Raw genomic sequence first — 19,095 nt, forward strand, 5'->3', positions numbered from 1 at the left:
TACGAATTCGTCTTCAGTTTATCGTAGCTCGGTCAGGTACCCACTCAGAGAGGAGCAGGGCATGTCAGACGCAAGGAGGATCCTCATCGTGGGAGCCGGTCTGGGCGGCTTGTGTGCCGCGACGGCTTTGGCTCAGATCGGCGCGCAGGTCGACGTCATCGACATCAAGCCCGACAGCAGCGTTGGCGGAGTGGGGTTCGGGCTACGTATCAACGGCCTGCGCGCGATCCGCGAGATCGGTCTGCTGGAGCGATGCATCGAGGTCGGTCAGCAGGCCCCGGGGATCGATTGCTACAGCCCCGATGGACGCTTCTTGAGCAACATGAGCTACGGGCCGCCCGATGCAGACGTCCCCAGCTGCATCACCATGTCGAGGATCGGCTTCCTCGAGATTGCGACGGAGCGCGCACTCGAAGTCGGTTGCAGTATTCGGTTGGCCACGGGCGTTGCCGAGCTACACCAGCGCGATGACGGCGTCAGCGTGGTCTTCAGCACTGGAGACGGCGCGGATTACGACCTGGTCATCGGCTACGACGGCATCAACTCCCAAATCCGTCACGACTACTTCGGCGCGCAATACGACCCGCAGCCGGTCGGCGGCGTCGCCTGGCGCTCGGCCCTACCGAATCGGCGGGGGCTGACCCAGCCCATCATCTGCCAGGGGTACGGCGGCAAGATCATGCTGACCCCGCTATCCGCTGAAACCATGTACATGGTTCTCACGGTGGCGGAGACGGGTCGTCCGCGATACGAACCGGCCGAGATGCCGACGATCATGCACGACCGCGCGTCTGAGCTCATGCGAGGCGCGGACTTCTTGGACGACGCGCTCGGGGACGTGCTCCACTCCGACAGCGTCGCGTACACGCCCTACTCGACCGTGTGGGTTCCTTACCCCTGGTTCCGCGGTCGTGTCATGATCTTGGGCGACGCTGCGCACGCGATGACCCCCTACCTCGGCTCAGGCGCCGCGATGAGCATAGAAGACGGCATCGTGCTCGCTCAGGAGCTCGCCAAGGACCAGTCACTGCTCGACGCGCAGCTCGCCGTCATGAGGCGACGGCTTCCCCGCGTGCGCGCAGTTCACGATCGATCCATCGAGTCGATGAACGAAGAGTTCGATTCGGTGACTCCCGAGACGTTCCAGCGCCGCATCGAGTTCCTTGCCCACGATGAGCCGATCGCGAACGAGTACGCGAACCGGCTCCTGAGAATGCCCATCTGATCGGCCGTAGAGGAGACATTGATGTCCCTGCCCCCTGAAAGCTCACCGACGACAGTCGACACGGTTGCCCCTTCCGTCCGCGCGGTGCATGTCGACGCGAGCGATGTGCGCGCCTTCAAGCCCTTGAATGGTGTCGGTGGCGTTCCCGGCCCGGCCATCGGGTTCCCGCAGTTCCCTGACGTCACGCCGATCTGGAAAAAAGCGGGCGTGACACTGGTTCGCTCCTTCGACTGGGTGTCGCGTCTCGACACCCGCAACAACCCGAGCAGCCTGTTCCCCGATTGGAATGCCGACCCGGATGACGCCGCGAGCTACAACTTCGCGGCGACCGACGAGTGGGTCGCCGCCGTGCACGCCATCGGCGCTGAAGTGCTCTTCACCGTCGCGAGCTCGATCCCATCGAACAAGTTGCCCGCGCACGACATCGATGTGTACGGGCGGGTCGTCGAACACATCGTCCGTCACTACGCGCAGGGGTGGGCAAGCGGCCCCGCCACCCCAATCCGGATGTTCGAGTTCGGCGACCAACCCGATCTGGGCCCCTTGCACTTCGCCGGACGTCCGGAAGAGTTCTACGAGATGTACGCGGCCTTCTGCGCGGCGGTGCGGCGCGTCGACGAATCGCTCACCGTCGGGGGCCCCGCGCTCGCCTTCCCTTTGAATGCAGATGCCGCCTACCGGGAGGGCTTTCTCTCGTTCGTTCGCGAGCGCCACCTCCCGCTGGACTTCTTCTCTTTCCTGTGGTTCGTCGACTCCAGTCGCGATCCTCTGAACTTCGGCTACGTCGGCGAGCATCTGCGACGCCTGCTCGACGAATACGGATTCACGAAGACAGAGCTGATGCTGTGCTACTGGAACTACCTCTCCATCCCCACGAGCTCCGCCCCCTCCGACGAGAAGGGGGCCTTCCAGGCGGCAGCGTCGATCTACCTTCAGGACACCGTCATCGACCGAGCCCTCTTTTTTCGAGCTGACAGCGGGCTGGATCCCCACTACGGCATGACCGATCCCGCCGGCATCTACAGCACTGCCGGACCCGACGAACGGGCTGAAGCACTCATCTTCGCGGGGAAGACGATGACCGGCGACCGACTCGCGGTCACGGGCAGCGATGAGTCGGGATTCGCCTGCGCGGCCAGTCGCGAGGGAAACAGGGTACGGGTTCTTGTGGCGAACTTCGTCGCGCCCGAATCCGCCCTCGAAGAGAGAGAAGGCGACACGTTCTCCTTCCGTATCCCCATCGGCGACCAACGCATCGAGCTCAGCCTGGCGATGCCCCCACAGCGCGCCGCGCTGGCCTCGGCCGGCGTGACATCGGCGCACGTCACGATCGCCAACCTTCCCTGGGCCGGCCGAACCGTGACGATCGCAGAGACCACCCTCACCGGTGAGGCGAGCGAACTCCGCGAAGCCCGCGTTTCCGACGCCGGCACCTTGACGATCGAACTGGACATCACCGCACAGTCAGCGACGCTCGTCGAGGTGACGGCTCGCCCGGACTGACAGTCGATTCCCTCGTAGCCAACGAATCCATCCGTGCGAAGCAGGAGCGCGGATCTGATCACAACCGCAAGGGACCGAGACAAGATGCGAGTAGGAATCGTGGGCGGCAGCGGCAACATCTCGACCGCCGTCGTGAAGTCGCTGCTGAAGCGTGGGCATGAGGTCACCTGTGTGACCCGCGGCAAAGCCGCGATTCCTGATGGTGCTCGAGCTCTCGTCGGCGATCGCGCGGATCTGGACTGGTTCATTCCAGCCATGCAGGCCGAGGGGTTCGACGCCGCGATCGACTTCATCGCCTTCACGCCTGAGCAGGGACGGGCGAGCCTGCAGGCATTCCGCGACGTCGGTCACTTCGTCCACACATCCACAGTGTCGACCTTCGGTGAGAATCCCGAATGGTTGCCTGTCACCGAGGACCACCCGACGGCGAGCACGCATCCGTACGGCGTGCAAAAGGCCGCCCTAGACCGGCTGTACGAGGCGGCGAACCTCACCGAAGGTTTCCCTGTCACCATCATCAAGCCCTTCACAACATACGGCCGCAACCGGGTCGTGCGTCAGCTCGGCATCGACACGCGGTGGCTCGACCGCATCCGAAACGGGCGGCCCATCCTCAAGGTCGGCGAAGGCAACGCCATTCACCACCTCCTCCACGTAGACGACGCAGCCCCAGCGTTCGTCGGAGCAGTCGAGCGGGCACGATGCATCGGGCAGACCTACATCCTGGTCAACCCCACACACACGACATGGTCCGACGTACACACCACCGCAATGGACGTCATCGGAAAGCACGTCGAGCAAGTTCCGATCGACGCCGGCACACTCTTCACATTGGACCCGCAGAAGTTCATGCTCGTGCCCGGCAATTTCTCCCGCAACCTCCTCTTCTCCTGCGCGAAGCTGCAGCGCGACGTCCCGGAATTCAGTCCCAGAATCTCGCTGCGCGACGGCCTGGCCGACGCGTACGACTACCTCAGCAGCAAGGGACTCATCGAGGACGTCCCGCCGGACGACTGGGAGGACCAGCTGATCGCCATCCAACAGGCTTCGGCGCGACAACTGCTGCACATCGCTGTCTGAACCGGCACACCGAACACAGGATGAAGATGCTCTCGATACTCCTCAGCGACACTCGCCACCCGATCGCAAACCCAGCGCCCTGCGCCGCACATTCGCTTCGACTGATCCCGGGGGACGAACAATGACCCGCCTTGTGCTGACGGTCGAGCGGATGCCGCAGCCGACGGCTCTGCACACCACCCGGCCACGCTTCACGTGGATCCCTGACACCGCGCACGAGCGTCAGGACGGCTACGAGATCGAGGTGCGGGACGCTGCGGGAAAGGTGCTGTGGAGCACCGGGTTGGTGGCATCACAGGAAAGCTCGCTGGTGGAGTACGACGGGAAGCCGTTGCGGTCGGACTCCGACTACCGTGCTCGTGTTCGGGCGTGGTATCCGGATGCCTCGTCGGACTGGGCGGAGTGCGCATTCGGCACTTCGCTGCTGGATGCCGGGGAGTGGGTCCACCCGTGGATCGAGCCGACGCAGCCGGATGTCACCGAGGATGGAGCTCATCGCTTTCACGAGATGTTCACGTACGTCTCAGACACACCCCCCGATGCGCGCTTGCATCCCCCACGTCGCATTCGTCAGCGCATCACGGTGCCCTCTGCCGTGACCCGAGCCCGCCTCTATGCGACAGCTCAGGGTGTCTACACGGCATGGATCAACGGTCGTCGCGTCGGCGAGGAAGAGCTGGCCCCTGGCAACGACAGCTACCGCTCGCACATCTCGTTTCAGGGCTACGACGTCACCGAACTACTCACGCCGGGGGACAACATCGTCGCCTTCGAGGTCGCGGACGGGTGGTTCGCCGGTCGCGTGGGCATGCTCGGGGCGAGTGCCGAGTTCGGTCATCGACTCCGACTTCGCTGGCAGCTCAGCGTCGAGGACGCCCTCGGCGACCGTCGACGATACGGTTCGAGCGCAGACGCGGTGACGAGCGACGGACCGATCCGCTACTCCGACCTCGCCATCGGTGAGAAGTACGACGCCCGCATGAAGCAGCCCGACTGGAACCGAGTGGGTTTCGACGACTCCCACTGGGACAACGTCAGAACAGTCGACGTCGACGCCGCCCTCGTCCCCTTCGTCGGCGAACCGGTGCGACGGCTCCGGGAGCTGGCCGCCCGCGAGGTGCTGACCACCCCGAGCGGAGACACCGTGATCGACTTCGGTCAGGTGATCGCCGGCCGGGTCCGGATGCGGGTTCGCGGAACCCCCGGTGACGTCATCACCCTCGAGCACACCGAAGTCCTCGACGAAGCCGGAGAGTTCTTCGACAACATCCACGGCCCGAACAAGGACCAACGGGACGTATACATCGTCGGCTCGGAGGAGGTCGAGGAATGGGAGCCGCAATACACGTTCCACGGCTTCCGCTACGCGCGTGTGCACGGGGTCAGAACCGTCCGCGCAGCGGACTTCACCGCCGTGGTCATCGGCTCCGCCCTCCCCGAAACCGCCTCACTGTCGACTTCCGACGCGCGACTCAACCGGTTGTTCGAGAACGTTCAATGGAGCCAGCGCGGCAACTTCCTATCCATCCCGACCGACTGCCCTCAGCGCGAGCGGCTCGGATGGACCGGCGACGCGCAATTGTTCGCGCCGACGGCGGCGACGCTCATGATGGTCGGCAACTTCTTCGACCGATGGCTGACGAATGTTCGTGCCGACCAGCGCACCGACGGAGCGGTCCCGAACATCATCCCCTGGCCGCCAGTCTTCGACTACTTCTTCGAAGAGCCGCCGCCGAGCTATGACGACGACATCATGGTGCTCTCGACGTCAGCCGCTTGGGGCGACGCCATCGTGACCGTCCCCTGGGCGATGTACCGGCACTACGGCGATCTCCGCGTGCTCGGCGACAACTACCACGCGATGCGCCGCTGGCACGAGTTCCAGTCCCGCCAGGCGGCCGACATCCTTCCTCCCCGGCTGCGTGGCGTAACCCTGTCGGACGCGCAACGCGATCGACAACGACTGTTGTGGAACGGCACGCCGAACTTCGGCGACTGGCTCGTGCCGAGCACGCTCTCCAGCGATGACCCGAGACAGATGATGGAGGCCCCCCGGCAGACGGGCGAACTCGTCGGCGCCATGTATCACGGCCACGTCACCGAGCTCCTGGGCGCCATCGCAGAGATCCTGGGTGACGCGGAGACGGCCTGGATCTATCGGGCGCGCGTCGCGGAGATACGGGAAGCGTTCGCTGCCGAGTACCTCACCGCCGATGGCCGCCTGCCCACCGAGCTGCAGGGCGTGGCCGCTCTGGCTCTCCAACTGGGCTTCATACCGGAACGCCATCGTCGGACGGTCGCGGAACGTTTGGCGAACGCTGTTCGAACCGGAGGGAACCGTCTGGATGCGGGCTTCGTCTCCATCCCGGTCTACCTTGACGCCCTCAGCGAGAACGGCCACCTCGACGTCGCTCGCGACGTCCTGCACCAGGACTCATTCCCTTCGTGGCTCTACGAAATCGATCGCGGTGCGACCACCATCTGGGAGACGTGGGGGGCGATACGTCCCGATGGCACTGTGGAGCACGCATCGCTCAACCACTACGCGTATGGGTGCGTGGCTGACTGGATGATGCGGCACGTGGGCGGCATCACCATGACCTCGCCTGCTTTCCGCACCGTCCGCATCGCTCCCGATATAGAGGGACCGGTGAGCCACGTCGAAGCGCGCATCGAGACCCCGTACGGACAGGTGACTTGCGCGTGGGCACGCGTCGGCTCCCGCATCGAGATCGAGGTCGTACTGCCGACCGGAGTGACCGGCACTCTCGCGTTGCCACCCGGCTGGAGCGCTATGACCGAGGGCACCTCCGGTTCGCGGCCTGAGGGCGCGGGACTGCCGGTTCACCCTGGAGCGACACGGGTGATTCTGCTGCGCGACGGCGCGTAACCTCGATCGACGAGATGCCGCCGATCGGGGCAAGCAAAGAAGACTCGAGTGCAAGGCGACGCACGTGCTCTCAGTTGATCGAGCGCGATCGGGGCGGAGGCGACGGCCAGGAACACCGCCGGATGGCCGTCCGATCGACGCTGATATCGATCTATACCGGCTCGTGTGGCGACACCCGTACGCCGCGAAAGAGGTCAACTCAGTCCTGCATTCTGGGCGAAGAGCAGATGCGGGGTGAGGCTAGGCGACTCGATTCCGCGGGACATCTTCCCGACTTCTTCCCGCATGTCGGATTTTATTCACGCCGACCTGGGTTTTTCTCGCGGAGACGGAGGGATTTGAACTCCGACGGACTGACATTTCGTAGGTGTATGTGACGCCACCGCCTGTGCTCACACGGATTTCGACGTTTCGCGGCTGTGGCTCAGGGGGACGAACTCGGCACGATTCTTCCCGAATTCTTCCCGCGTCCTTCTAATCCGTAGTCGGTTACTTCCGAGCTGTGTCCCCTGCTAGGCCGGGAGACTCAGGTCCGAGTTCACACATTCGTGGCGGAGACGGAGGGATTTGAACTCCGACGGACTGACATTTCGTAGGTGTATGTGACGCCACCGCCTGTGCTCACACGGATTTCGACGTTTCGCGGCTGTGGCTCAGGGGGACGAACTCGGCACGATTCTTCCCGAATTCTTCCCGCGTCCTTCTAATCCGTAGACCGAAGGATGGAGGGCGAAACATCTTGTATTTCCGCGGTTATCGACGCTCGGTTCCCACATTAGTGCACACATACGCCGGGGTTCCGTTTGTGTGCGCGCAACTCGTGGTCGACGCGAAACCTTGAGTCGATTCCGACGGACCGGATGCGTCGTCAGATCGCATTGTCACTGATCATTGCCGAGGAACCGGCAGCCGGGGCGGCCAACACCGTCTGCTGATCGTCTAAGGCAGGAGGCTTCGGATGGCTCGGTGTATGTCGGCCGCTACACCGATGACCGTCACCGCACCTATTGATCGGCTGACACCGCCTTCCCACTACGGTTGCGCTAGCGAGCAACACAAGACGAATCGAGGATCTCGTGGCTGACACACAGGCGGGGTGGTACGACGACGGCTCCGGCAGACAGAGGTGGTGGGACGGTCAGCAGTGGACCGACTCCTTCCAAGAAGCCGGACCGAAGGAGCCGGGCCTGCAAGGCATGATCAGCCGCGCGCAGGCTGACGCGGTTGCCGGCGCGCAACCGCGCCCTGCGCCCGTCGGGATGAGCTACGTCGTCCTACAGGTCGTGCTCAAAGAGAAGTTCTTCGGGACGGGATCAGGAAACCTCACTGAGCTGGAGAAGGTGATTAACAAGCAGGCGGCGCTCGGCTATCGACTTCACACCATCAGCACGGCGTCATCGGGAAGCGGCGGATTCGGCGGGGGCGACAGGATTCAGGCAACGATGGTGTTCGAGCGGCTCAGCTGACGCACCACCGACCGCGTCGCTTTCGCGCTCAGCAGGACCGTCGCGCATCCAGCGCGGACGGAAATGCAGGCTACCTCCAGAAGACGCAGGGATTTGAACTCCGACGAATCGCATTTCACGAGTGTGCGGGCCGCCATTCCCCTGTGGTTGACGCGTTTGATACCTTTCGTGGCTGTGCCCAATGACGGAGATCTCGGGCCGATTCTTTCCCGAATTCTTCCCCACCCTGACGGGAGGTTGGAGACTGACGGGGCGCGCTGCAGTCTTTCGCCCATCTGGATCGCGACTGTCCTGGCGGGCGGGTCCACGCCGGAGCGCCCACGGTGAGCCGACTCGGCGCGGACCCAATCAACGTCCGGCGCCGCGCCCCAGCCGTCGACAGCGCACCGACGGGCGCTCAACTGATGTCAGCGCGGCGGTCAGTTCTCGCGCGATGTCGCGTGCCAGGAATCCGATGCCGACGCGCTCGGTGAGTCTGTCACCGGCCTCGCCGTGCACCCAAGAACCCCAGACAGCGGCGCGCTCCCCAGGGATGCCGCGGGCCGCGAGTCCGGCGATGACTCCGGCTCGCACATCGCCGCTGCCCGAGGTGCCGAGCCCGGCGCCGCCGACGGGAACCTCCCAGCATTCCCCGGATGGGATTGCGATCGTCCCGCAACACGCGACGACCGCGTGGTCACGCCGCGCGATCTCCCGCACGTCGGCACGTCGATCGTCATCCATATCTCGCCCAGCAGGATCTCCGCCTCTGTCAGCACCGGTGACGGACGTGGTCAGGGACGACTCGATTGAACGAGTCGTCCCCGACCAGTCGCTCGGGAGCGGTATCGCGTCCAGATCAGCCGAGGAACGTCATGCCGCGGAACCTCAGGTAGGAGGTTTCGTTTGCCACCGAATCGATGTAGAGACCGGTTCCCGTGATCTGCGAGAGATCGGGGGTGACGAGCGCGGAGTTCACCGAGATCGCTCCGACCCGCGCATCGGGGTTAGGCGCGCTGTTGAGGATCGCCTGGCTGGCGGTGTTCAACTGCTGCCAGCCCAGGGTGTTCAACGGAGCGAAGGTGAAGTTGCCCGCCTTGTTGATCGTCGGTGCCGTGGATGCCGTCGACAGGAACCAGGTTCCGTTGCCGTCACGCATGAGCAGACGCGTCACCGCCGGGTAGGGCGGACCGGCGATGTTGGCCGTGGCCGGAAGGTAGGGCCAGGCCCCTCCGTCCGAACCGACCTCGACGCGCGCGGCCTGCAGCCCGTTGAGCGACCCGTTCGCCGTCGTCGACGATCCGGTGGACGACACGATCGAGTACGCGTAGGCACCCGAGGTGCTTCCGCTGCCCGTGGGGCGCCCGGTGAACTGGATGTGCGCTCCCACACCCGGGTCGAGGTACATCGTCGTGTCGACGTCCTTCCACTCCTCGCCGGCGGCCGGCGGGGTGGCATCCGGGTTCGCCGGTTTCGGGGTGAAGCCGCTCCAGCGCCATCCGCTCGACTGCTGCACGAACGTCGACCGGGTGTGGCCTTCGATCATGGGTGCCGTCGCGGTGTTGCCGTCGAGCGAGTACTGGTACAGCACGGTTTCGATCACATACGTTCCGGCCAACTCCTCGGACCTCGCGCCCGTGGAGTTGTTGATCGCGACGACCCGGAGCTGGGTCGTGGCGCCGGTCGGAATGGTCACGTACCCACTCGCGACGGAACTGCTCGTCGTGGGCGTGGAACCGTTCGTCGTGTAGTAGACCGTCCATCCGGGCGCGAACTCGAACCGCACCCTCAGGCCGCCCGTGTCACCGCTCGTGAGCCGCACCGTGCCGGGGAAGTGCGTCGCGGTCGGCGCGAGACGCTGGAACCGGTACGGCACCTCCTGACCGGCGTTGGCGATGATGCTCGCGATCTCGGCCGGATTCGTCGGCTGGTTGCCCGTGAAGATCCCTCCGCGATCGATGTGCTCGCCCACGCCGCCGTTGATGAAGCCGCTCACCATGTTGGTGACCAGGTTGTTCTTCACCGTGAATCCGTTGGCACCGTCGTCGAAGTACAGGCCGAGCACGTTCGAGCTGTCCTCGTACTGCGAGTAGAACCCGTCGTGGAGGAAGTTGCCCTCGATGACGGTCCTAGGCGAGTGCTTCGCGTAGGCGTAGATGGCTGCTCCATCGGAGAGGAGCGTGTTGGCCCGAGACACGTTGTTGAAGCGCACCTGCAGGTTGCCGAGCGGCGAGACCAACGTGGGCTTGCCGTTTCCGAGCATCATTCCCGAGTACGGCACGTTGTAGATGTCGTTGTGCTCGATCACGGTGTTGCTGATCCAGCCCAACTTGATCCCGATGCCGCCGAGGAAGTTCGACCCGACCCGCGAGATGTAGTTGTTCGCGATCACGTCGTCCTTCTGGATGTACCGCGTATCGGTCGGCGTGCCCTTCTCGTAGTCGACGCCCGGGTAGACGTCGGAGTCGAAGTTCTGGAACATGCCGGCCTGGATCCCGTGGTAGCCCACGTCGTAGATCGCGTTACCGATGATCGAGTTGTTCTGCGACTCGCGGAGGAAGATGCCGACGCCTCCCGTGTTCCGCACGGTGCTCTTCACGATCGAGATGTTCTGAGCCTTCTCGATGAGAACTGCCGACAGCGGACGGTGAGCCACCGCCGTCGTCCACCCGGGCTGCTTGTTGCCCGTGGTGTCGGTGTACGACGGGAACGACGACCACGAACCCCACATGTAGCCATCGGTCAGCGGTGCCAACCACGTGGTGTGCTCGAGCGTCACGCCGTTGAACTCGATGTTGCGCACCGGGTTGTTGAGCGTGCCCTGGAACTTGACGATCTCCTCCAGCTTGGGCGCCACGACCTTGAGCGAACTCATCGACTGGCCCGGAGCCGCGACGTAGTAGACCGTGTTCGTCGACTTGTCGAGGTACCACTCACCCGGCACATCCAAGAACGCGTAGGCGTTGTCGAAGTGGTACGGGTTACCCGGTCCCTGCGTGCCGGGCGCCATGTTCGCCGCCGGCTGACTCGCTGGGCTCGTCGGAGTGACCGTGGTCACGCCGCCGGCCGACGTAAGGGACTGGATCGGGAGAGCGATGTCGATCCACCGGGCCTGGACACGAATCCGTGCCGGGTTGTTCGACGGGTTCGAGAAGGACGGCACCTCGGAGGTCGCTACCTTCGGCGAACCTGTGCTGAGGTCCCAGCCCGTCACGGAGTTCTCGGTTCCCGCGTTGGGAAACCGAGCCAGTGTGGCGGGTCGGTCGTTCACGTAGAGCTGACCGAACGTGAGCGAGTGCGCGTTCGCCTTGTAGACGGTGTTTCCCCCGACGGTCTTGTCGACGGTCCACCCGGTGATGACCTCACCACCGGAGAGGCTCGGGGTCTCGCCGGGGTACGCCTTGTAGACGATCTTGTGTCCGTTGACGCCGGAGTCCAACCCGTTGAGCACGAAGGGAGCCGAAAGCTGGTACGTGCCTCCTCGGAGGTAGATCCCGATGTCCCCGTTGATGCCGTTCTTCACCAAGTTGACGGTCGACTTCGCCTGCGCGAGAGTCCGGAACGGGCTACCGATGGTGCCGGAGTTGGCGTCGTTGCCCGCCACCGGATCGACGTAGTACCGCGCGACGATCGTGTCCGGAAGCAGCGACAGGGTGAACGTCCGCGGGCTGACCGAGGACGACTCCGCCGTCACCAATAGGGTGTCCGTCGCGAGGATGATCCCCGTCGTCTTGGTCGCTCCACTCTGCGACTTGATGACGAAGGACCCGTTCTTCGCGGGCTCGAGAAGACCGCGGAGGGTGTCCACCGACGTGTCCTGCTCGATTCCCGAGACCGTGCCGGCCGAGTTGTCGACGACGACCGGTGCATAAAGCGAGTAGACCTTCGCGTTCGTGTTGACGGCCACCGAGACGGAGTACGTGCGAGTCGTGCTCCCGTCGGCCGAGGTGACGACGACCGTGTCGCTGCCGGTGAGGATGCTCGCACCCGTCTTGCCCGGTACGGCGATCGCTCCCCCATTGACCCCGGACACGCGCGACAGCAGGTCGTTCACGGAGGTGTTCGTGTAGACAGTGATCGCACCACCCGAGTTGCCGGAGTCGGTCACCACGAAGTAGTCGTTAGCGATCGACGCGCGTGCGATGCTGCTGAGCGGAGCGGCGATGTTCGCCTGGTCGACCTTGTCGACGCGGAGCGAGTCGATCTGGATGCCGCCGGTGTCGCTCTGCGGGAGCACATAGGCGATGCCCGACACCGACGACGCCGGTGTCAGGAGCGGGTGCGAGCCGCTCGGCGCCGCCGTTCCGACCCACGCCTTGTAGGTGTCGGTGTCGGTGTCGACCTCGACGGTGATGTCGTACCAGACGTTGGGCGCGATCGCCCCGCCGCCGGCCACGACGGCCCAGCTCCCGCCGTTGCTGATGAGCAGCTGGCCGTTCTGCAGCCGGAGCTCACCGATGAGGTCGGCGTTGCCGAAGATGCGCGGAGCAGACTTGAGCGACGACAGGTTGGTGAAGAGCATCCGCTCGGTCACCCGGACGGTGCCCGAGACCGGCGCGAAGTTTCGGCTCTGGTCGAAAGCGTTCTCACCCGAGTTGACGATCTTGAGCGCCTTGTTGGAGCCGCTCACCGTGACGACGGAACCTCCGTACGGCAGGCCCCACCCGCCCAGGGTGTCGTTACCGGCGGCGTTGTCGAACGTGTCGGCGATCGTCCCGATGAGCGTCGTCTTGATGACCGAGATCGTGTACGTCTTGCTCACCGCACCGGAGACCACCGCGAGGTTGCTCGTCTCGATGAGATCCGAACCGGAGCGCGGGGTGAAGCCGTTGTCCTTGAAGACCTGCACGGTCGAGTTCGAGGGCGCGTTCACGTTGGCCAGGAACTGCGCCACCGTCGTGCCCTGCTCGACCTTGCTGATGGTGCTATTCGCATTGTTGACCACGTAGGCGCCCGAGGTGAGACCCGTGCACGTGCCGACGCATCCGGCGCTCGTGGTGAAGCTCGCCCCGGCGTTGCCGGCTTGAGTCGAGCCCACCCCGTTCACCGCGGTGACCCGCCAGTAGTACTGGGTGCCAGCGGCGAGGGGCGGGGTGACGGCGAGGGATGTTCCGGTGATGCCCGACGAGTTGACGACCGGGCTCGCGAAGGAACTGCTCGTCGACACGACGACCGTGTAGCTGGTAGCCCCCGGCGAGGCGGTCCACGAGAGGGTCGGCGTGGTGGAGACGTTGGACGCGCCCGACGCCGGCGACGACTGCGTGAAGCCGCCCGGCGCGGCGGCGCCGGTCGTGAACGAGATGCCGGAGTTTCCGGCAATGCGGTTGCCCGCGGCGTTCGTCGCCGTCACCCGCCAGTAGTACTGGGTGTTGTTCGCGAGACCGCTCGGTACCGCGTACGACGTGCCGGTGAGCCCGGTGACGTTTACCACCGGGTTCGAGAACGACGAGTTGGTCGAGACGACGACGGCGTAGGTGCTGGCGCCCGAGGCCGCGCCCCAGGTGAGCGTCGGGTTTGTGGAGATCCCCGTCGCCGACGCCGCAGGGGCCGTCTGGGTGAACGTGCCCGGAATCGTCGTGGCGGCGCCCGTGGTCGTGAAGGTGATGCCGGCGTTGGAGGCGACCGTGCTTCCGCCGCTGTTGCTCGCCGTGACCTTCCAGTAGTAGGTCGTGCTGTTCGCGAGAGCCGACGGCACCGTGTACGAGGTCCCGGTGAGCCCGGTGGCGTTCACGACAGGGCTCGAGTAGGAGCTGTTGGTGGAGACCACGACGGCGTAGCTCGTCGCGCCTGCAGCTGCGGTCCACGACAGCGCGGGCGTCGTGGAGACCCCGGTCGCCGAGGATGCCGGAGACGACTGCGTGAAGGAGCTGGGTGCGGACGGGCCGCCCCCGCCCGTGACCCCGAAGATGCGGAACTCGTTGATGCTCGCGTGCGTGCCGGCGGGAAGGTCGGTGATGGTGATGCGCACGTAGCGCTTACCTGACTGGCTGAAGGTGTCGGTCTGTACTTGGTCGCTTGAGGAGTTGTTGGTCTTGTCGACCGCGGTCGTCCACGTGGTGCCGTTGGTCGAGACCTCGATCTTGTACTTGATGAGGTACGGGGCCTCCCACACGACCGCAGAGCCGCTGAGTGTATGCGCGGTGCCGAGGTCTACTTGGAAATAGTGACCGGGAGACCCGTCATCCGCCCGCCACGCGGTATAGATGCTGTCGTCGATGCCGTACTCGGCGGTGCCCGATCCGGAGTCGGCCGAGGCGATCTTGCCGACGGCGACGTTGGGGTCGTCGGCGCGAGCGCTTAGCGGGGTCCCCACGACGACAGAGAAGATCATCGCGATGAGGGCGACCGTTGCGGCCAAGACCACGGTCGGCCTGCGAACAGAAAGATACGACGTAGTAGACACTTCACTCCCTTGTGATGTCGGTCGCGAATCGCGGGAGACCTGCGACTGCTTCCGCGCGGGCAGGGCCAGCGCGATACTTCGAGCGAATGTATCGTACTGATTCCGTCTGAGCAAGTCCTGCTTAATCGAGAGGCATCAACATTTGTGGGGCCCCTGTGGCTCCGCTTGACCCCGTGAGTAGTACTAATCGCGTTCGACGCCGCGCGGGTGAGACGTCGATGGGCCGAGGTGCCACACCTCGGCCGCCTCCACCCAGCCGCGCGCCACCCGCGGGAGCGGCACCTGACATGGCTCGGTGAGTTCCCACCACTTCTGGGTGACGGGGTCGGCGGCGACGCGCGCCATGTCGGCCGCGAGGTCCTCGCCGAGGTACTCGAAGTAGCCGATCAGGAGGTCTTCGTGGATGAAGATCGAGTAGTTGTCAATATGCGATTGCCGAAGTCGTTCCTCGACATCCGGCCAGACAGCTGCATGCAGCTCGAGGTAGCGGTCACGCGCCTCCGGACGCACGCCGATGAGGAAGAGATGCCGCTGCACAGTTACGCACCCCGCGTCAGTTCGGCGTAGCCGGCGACGGGAATATCGAGACTCGACAAACCGGCCACACCGATGATCCGCCCCACGAGCTCCCCACGGGCGTCCCAGATCTGGACGGTCGCTCCTGCCCAGCTCGAACCCAGTGTGAGCATCGCCCGGCCGTTCGTCGAGCCGTTGACGAGCGCAGCAGTCGGGGGGTCGTCGTTGGTGAGTTCGAACGTCGGGACGTCGTAGGCGACCCTCACGACCGCGTCGTCGGTGCGCGCCGACACGCGTGGGTAATGCGCCTGTGGGTTGGAGGCGCGCAGCTCGCCGCGCAAAAGCACGTCCCGGTAGCGAACACCGAACGCGAGCCAATGACGCACCACACGCACGTGATCGTCGGACAGGTCGTCGAGCCGAACGGAGACCTGAGGCACACCGAACAGCGTGTTCACGAACTGCAGCGCGACATTCTCGGCGGTCTCCGCCTCGTGCCACATGAGCATGTCGGCGTGCACCGACGAAGTCCCGGCGAGGGCGCGCAGATCCAGGATGCTCACTCGGTTGCGCAGCGGATCGTTCGGGCAGTCGGCTGCGCGGAACATGTTGCCGTACTTTCGCATGTACGGACCGATGTACGACTGGCGGAACTCGATCATGACGTCGGGATCGATCGCCCGAAGCCGCGCGATGGTGTCGGAGAGGAGCGTGTCGACCGCGACCGCGACGGAAGCCAGATCGCGGCCGCCGTCGGAGCGGTCGACCATCGCGTTCTCGAGCCCGAGAGTACGGAAGCTGTCGACGAAGTCGACCTTGAATCCGTCGAGACCCCACTCCCGGAGGCAACGCTCGTACAACGCGACGAGGTGCTCCCGCACCTCGGGGAAACGCGGATCGAGCACCCACGCGTTCCCGGCTCGCCAGTATCCGAGCATCTGATCCTTAAACCGCTCGAACGCTCTCGTGTTTTCGCCGACGTGCGGCACATCGAACCAGAGCAGGTAGCTCATCCCCAGAGCTTGCACTCGCTCGACATGGGCCCGCATGTCTGGAAACTTCGACGCGGCGGGTTCCCAGTCGCCGCATGACAGGTACCCCGTGCCGACGCCATCCGTCTGCCAGCCGTCGTCGACGATGACCCCGCGGAACCCGAGTTCGAGCGCAGCGCGGCACTCGCGTTCGATGTCGTCCGCGGTGAGGTCTTGGTGATACGAGTACCAGGTGGAGTAGAGCGGCTCGCGGGCACGCTCGGGGACGTCGCTCGGTGTCATCCCGGGCAATTCCGACCACCAGCGGGCGACGTCTGCGAGCGCCTGATCGTAGGTGTGAGGCCTCGCGTCGACGCGCAGCGTCGCGGTGTAGCGATCGAACGGGTCACGCGGCTCGGTGAACAGGTCGATGCCGCACACCATCGTGGCCGTGTTCTCGTTCACGCCGGTTCTCACGACGCTTGTCGAAAGCGCGTCCGACAGAGCGAACGTCAGGCGGTTCGTGTTGTCTAGGCTGTAGAGCGAGGCGACGGGAGCGAGCGCGGTAGCGTTAGCGACGAAACCGGTCGCGTAGTCGGGCAGCAGTCCCTTGTCGAGGTACGTTCCGGGATGCCATCGCGCATGAATGCCCACCATGGGCACGCGCCACTCGATCGTGAATACCGGCGGGGTGCCGACGGCATCCGCCTCGATCGTGACGTCGAACTCGGCGACGCCGTCACCGACCTCGCGGCGCGTCCAGCTCGAGCGGAATCCGTCCGCGTCGCCGGAGATCGTAATGTCTGGGATCGCCAGCCGCACTGTCATGAGCGTAGGAAGATCTCGACCACGGGCACCTCGACGTCGGGACGATGAATGGGAAGCAGCAACGTCAACACTCCCGGATCGCGGGAGGCGTCATCCATGTGGGCGAGCGACGTGGTTTTGACAAGGTCGATGACCACTTCCGACCCGTCATGCAGGAACTGCGCGTGCTCTACCTTGCCGGCCAGATCGGGCAGGTGGATTCTGCCGAGAGGCCACTCGAAGATGTGCAGGTAGAGGCGATCGCCGCGCTGGGTGTAGCGGCTGTCCGGCGGAGGGGTCAGCTCGCTCGCTCCGGCGCCGTAGATGGCACGTGAGTGCAACCTCATCCACTTTCCCATCGCCGCGAGGCGGTCGACTGCGCGCGGCTCGAACTCGCCGCGGGCGTTCGGGCCGACGTTGAGCAGCAGGTTGCCGCCCTTCGAGACCGTGTCGATGAGCAGGGTCGTGAGCAAGTGTGACGACTTCCAGTCGAAGTTGTCGCGGTCGTACCCCCAACTCCCACTGAAGGTGTGGCAGCCCTGCCAGCGCACGGGTTCACCTCCCGATTGCAACCCGTTAGACGGCGCGAACTGCTCGGGGGTGATGAAGTCACCCGGGATCCCCAGTCGCTCGTTGACGAGGATGTTCGGCTGGAGTTCACGCACCATCGCGAGCAGACGCTCGGACTGCCAGTCGTCGGGGCCTTTGCCATTCCAGACTCGGAAGATGTTGTACGAGAAGTCGAAGAACAGGTAGTCGATCTGGCCGTAGGTCGTGAGCAACTCCCGAACCTGGCCGTGCAGGTAGTCGACGTACGATTGCCAGTCCCGCGGCTCTCGCTTGGCTTCCTCATCGTTGGATTGCGGATGGATTCCGTCGATTGTGAAGCCCGGGTGGTGCCAGTCGATCAAGGAGTAGTAGAGCCCGACCTTGAGCCCCTCCGCCCGAAGCGCGTCGACGTAGGGCCCGATGAGGTCACGCCCGTAGGGCGTGTTCTCGACCGAGTAGTCGGTGAGGGCCGATGGCCATAGGCAGAAGCCGTCATGGTGCTTGCTCGTCAACACGACGTATTTCATGCCCGCGGCTTTAGCCTGAGCAGCCCAATCAGCGGGGTCGTACAGGTCAGGGTTGAAGTGCCGGAAGTACCGGTCATAGTGGTCGTCGTCGAGCTCCTCGCGCTGCTTCACCCACTCGTGGCGAGCGGGGATGGAGTAGAGGCCCCAGTGCAGGAACATGCCGAACCGGGCCTCATCGAACCACTCCGCGCGTGCCATCAGACCGAAACCTCCGTGGGGTAGTCGATTCCGGCGGGGAGTCCGACCCCCGCGCCCGTCGGTGCCTGAATCATCCCGTTCGCGTCAACGCCCACCTCACGTCGGACCGGGTTGGAGGTGACGAGCGATTCGTAGTAGCTCGTGTTGGAGACCGCCATGCAGAGGTGGCGGCTTGTGAGTGTGGGACCGTGGACTTCTGCCCGCAGCCGGAAGGAGTCCGCGAGGTGGGCGATTCGCAGCGCCCCAGTGAAACCACCCCGGAGCTCCGTGCCGATGCGCACCATGGAGGCTGACCCGCTCGCGACGAAGTCCGCCGTGTTCATGTTGGCGCCATCCGACGTCTCAGCGACGAGCAGCGGCACGTCGACCTTCTCGGCAAGCCACTTGTAGGCTGTCACGCTGAACTCGAGCATCGGCTCTTCGTACCAGAGGTAGTCGACCTCTGCGAGCGCCCGCCCAAGGTACACGGCGTCGGGCAGGTCGAAGGCGGCCGAACCGTCATACATGAGCGGCACATCAGGCCCGACGTGCTCGCGGAGCCGTCGAGAGAGCTCGGCGTCGCGGCGCGCGTCGCCCCACGCGTGCAACTTGATCGCCGAGTATCCGAGTTCGAGGCACTGGTCGGCGACGTCGAGGTACTCCTCGATGGAGCTGAAGGTCGACGTCGAGGCGTACGCGGGAAGCTCGGTGCGGAACCCACCCATCAGCTGCCACGCCGGAAGACCTGCGTGTTTGCCCGCGAGATCCCACAAGGCGACGTCTGTCAGGCTGCGCAGGTAACTCGGCAGCTCCTCGGTGCGGTCGATCTCCCACAGTCGGTGCCACCAGAACTCGCGGGCGAGTGGGTCTCCACCGACGAGCTCGTCGCGCAGCACGGTGTCAACGAGGTGCTTCAACGCCGCGTCGGTGCCGGGCCGCACTGAGATGGCGTGGCCCTCGATGCCCTCGTCGGTGACGATGCGTAGCACCGACCCCATGCCC

Annotated in this window: 11 protein-coding genes; 5 read left to right on the plus strand and 6 right to left on the minus strand. The window is 64.9% G+C overall.

Features of this window, described 5'->3' with window-relative positions; translation table 11 throughout:
• The first annotated feature begins 61 nt into the window (after nt 1-61).
• From ACTIFV_RS15930 to ACTIFV_RS15950, 5 genes are all read left to right on the plus strand, one after another.
• Nucleotides 62-1,225, plus strand: coding sequence for an FAD-dependent monooxygenase (locus ACTIFV_RS15930; protein ID WP_439593778.1), 1,164 nt, complete (start codon nt 62-64; stop codon nt 1,223-1,225).
• A 21-nt stretch (nt 1,226-1,246) separates the two neighbouring features.
• Entirely contained in the window at nt 1,247-2,728 is a 1,482-nt protein-coding gene (locus tag ACTIFV_RS15935) for a GH39 family glycosyl hydrolase (protein WP_439593779.1), read from the plus strand.
• Between the two features lie 99 nt (nt 2,729-2,827).
• A complete protein-coding gene (locus ACTIFV_RS15940) occupies nt 2,828-3,808 on the plus strand; it encodes an NAD-dependent epimerase/dehydratase family protein (RefSeq protein WP_439593780.1) in 981 nt (326 codons plus the stop codon).
• Nucleotides 3,809-3,929: 121 nt separating this feature from the next.
• Nucleotides 3,930-6,698, plus strand: coding sequence for a family 78 glycoside hydrolase catalytic domain (locus ACTIFV_RS15945; protein ID WP_439593781.1), 2,769 nt, complete (start codon nt 3,930-3,932; stop codon nt 6,696-6,698).
• Nucleotides 6,699-7,774: 1,076 nt separating this feature from the next.
• On the plus strand, nt 7,775-8,164 hold the full coding sequence (locus tag ACTIFV_RS15950) for a DUF2510 domain-containing protein (protein ID WP_439593782.1): 390 nt from the start codon (nt 7,775-7,777) through the stop codon (nt 8,162-8,164).
• 348 nt (nt 8,165-8,512) lie between these two features.
• Here the strand turns inward: ACTIFV_RS15950 and ACTIFV_RS15955 are convergent, their stop codons facing one another.
• From ACTIFV_RS15955 to ACTIFV_RS15980, 6 genes are all read right to left on the minus strand, one after another.
• Nucleotides 8,513-8,887, minus strand: coding sequence for an ADP-dependent NAD(P)H-hydrate dehydratase (locus ACTIFV_RS15955; protein ID WP_439593783.1), 375 nt, complete (start codon nt 8,885-8,887; stop codon nt 8,513-8,515).
• A gap of 115 nt (nt 8,888-9,002) precedes the next feature.
• Complete coding sequence (locus ACTIFV_RS15960; protein ID WP_439593784.1) at nt 9,003-14,507, minus strand: discoidin domain-containing protein; 5,505 nt, start codon at nt 14,505-14,507, stop codon at nt 9,003-9,005.
• 222 nt (nt 14,508-14,729) lie between these two features.
• The gene (locus ACTIFV_RS15965) at nt 14,730-15,083 is read right to left on the minus strand and encodes an L-rhamnose mutarotase (protein ID WP_439593785.1); all 354 of its coding nucleotides are present in this window, start codon (nt 15,081-15,083) and stop codon (nt 14,730-14,732) included.
• Between the two features lie 2 nt (nt 15,084-15,085).
• Nucleotides 15,086-16,861 (minus strand): glycoside hydrolase family 36 protein, encoded by a 1,776-nt coding sequence (locus ACTIFV_RS15970; protein ID WP_439593786.1) that lies wholly within the window; start codon nt 16,859-16,861, stop codon nt 15,086-15,088.
• The gene (locus ACTIFV_RS15975; RefSeq protein WP_439593787.1) at nt 16,858-18,114 is read right to left on the minus strand and encodes an alpha-L-fucosidase; all 1,257 of its coding nucleotides are present in this window, start codon (nt 18,112-18,114) and stop codon (nt 16,858-16,860) included. Before ACTIFV_RS15975 ends, ACTIFV_RS15970 begins: the two co-directional genes overlap by 4 nt.
• A complete protein-coding gene (locus tag ACTIFV_RS15980; protein WP_439593788.1) occupies nt 18,114-19,082 on the minus strand; it encodes an enolase C-terminal domain-like protein in 969 nt (322 codons plus the stop codon). The genes ACTIFV_RS15975 and ACTIFV_RS15980 overlap by 1 nt, the downstream gene beginning before the upstream one ends.
• Between the last annotated feature and the right edge of the window lie 13 nt (nt 19,083-19,095).

This window comes from Microbacterium sp., from assembly GCF_051860965.1.
In the GTDB taxonomy this organism is placed as follows: domain Bacteria; phylum Actinomycetota; class Actinomycetes; order Actinomycetales; family Microbacteriaceae; genus Microbacterium.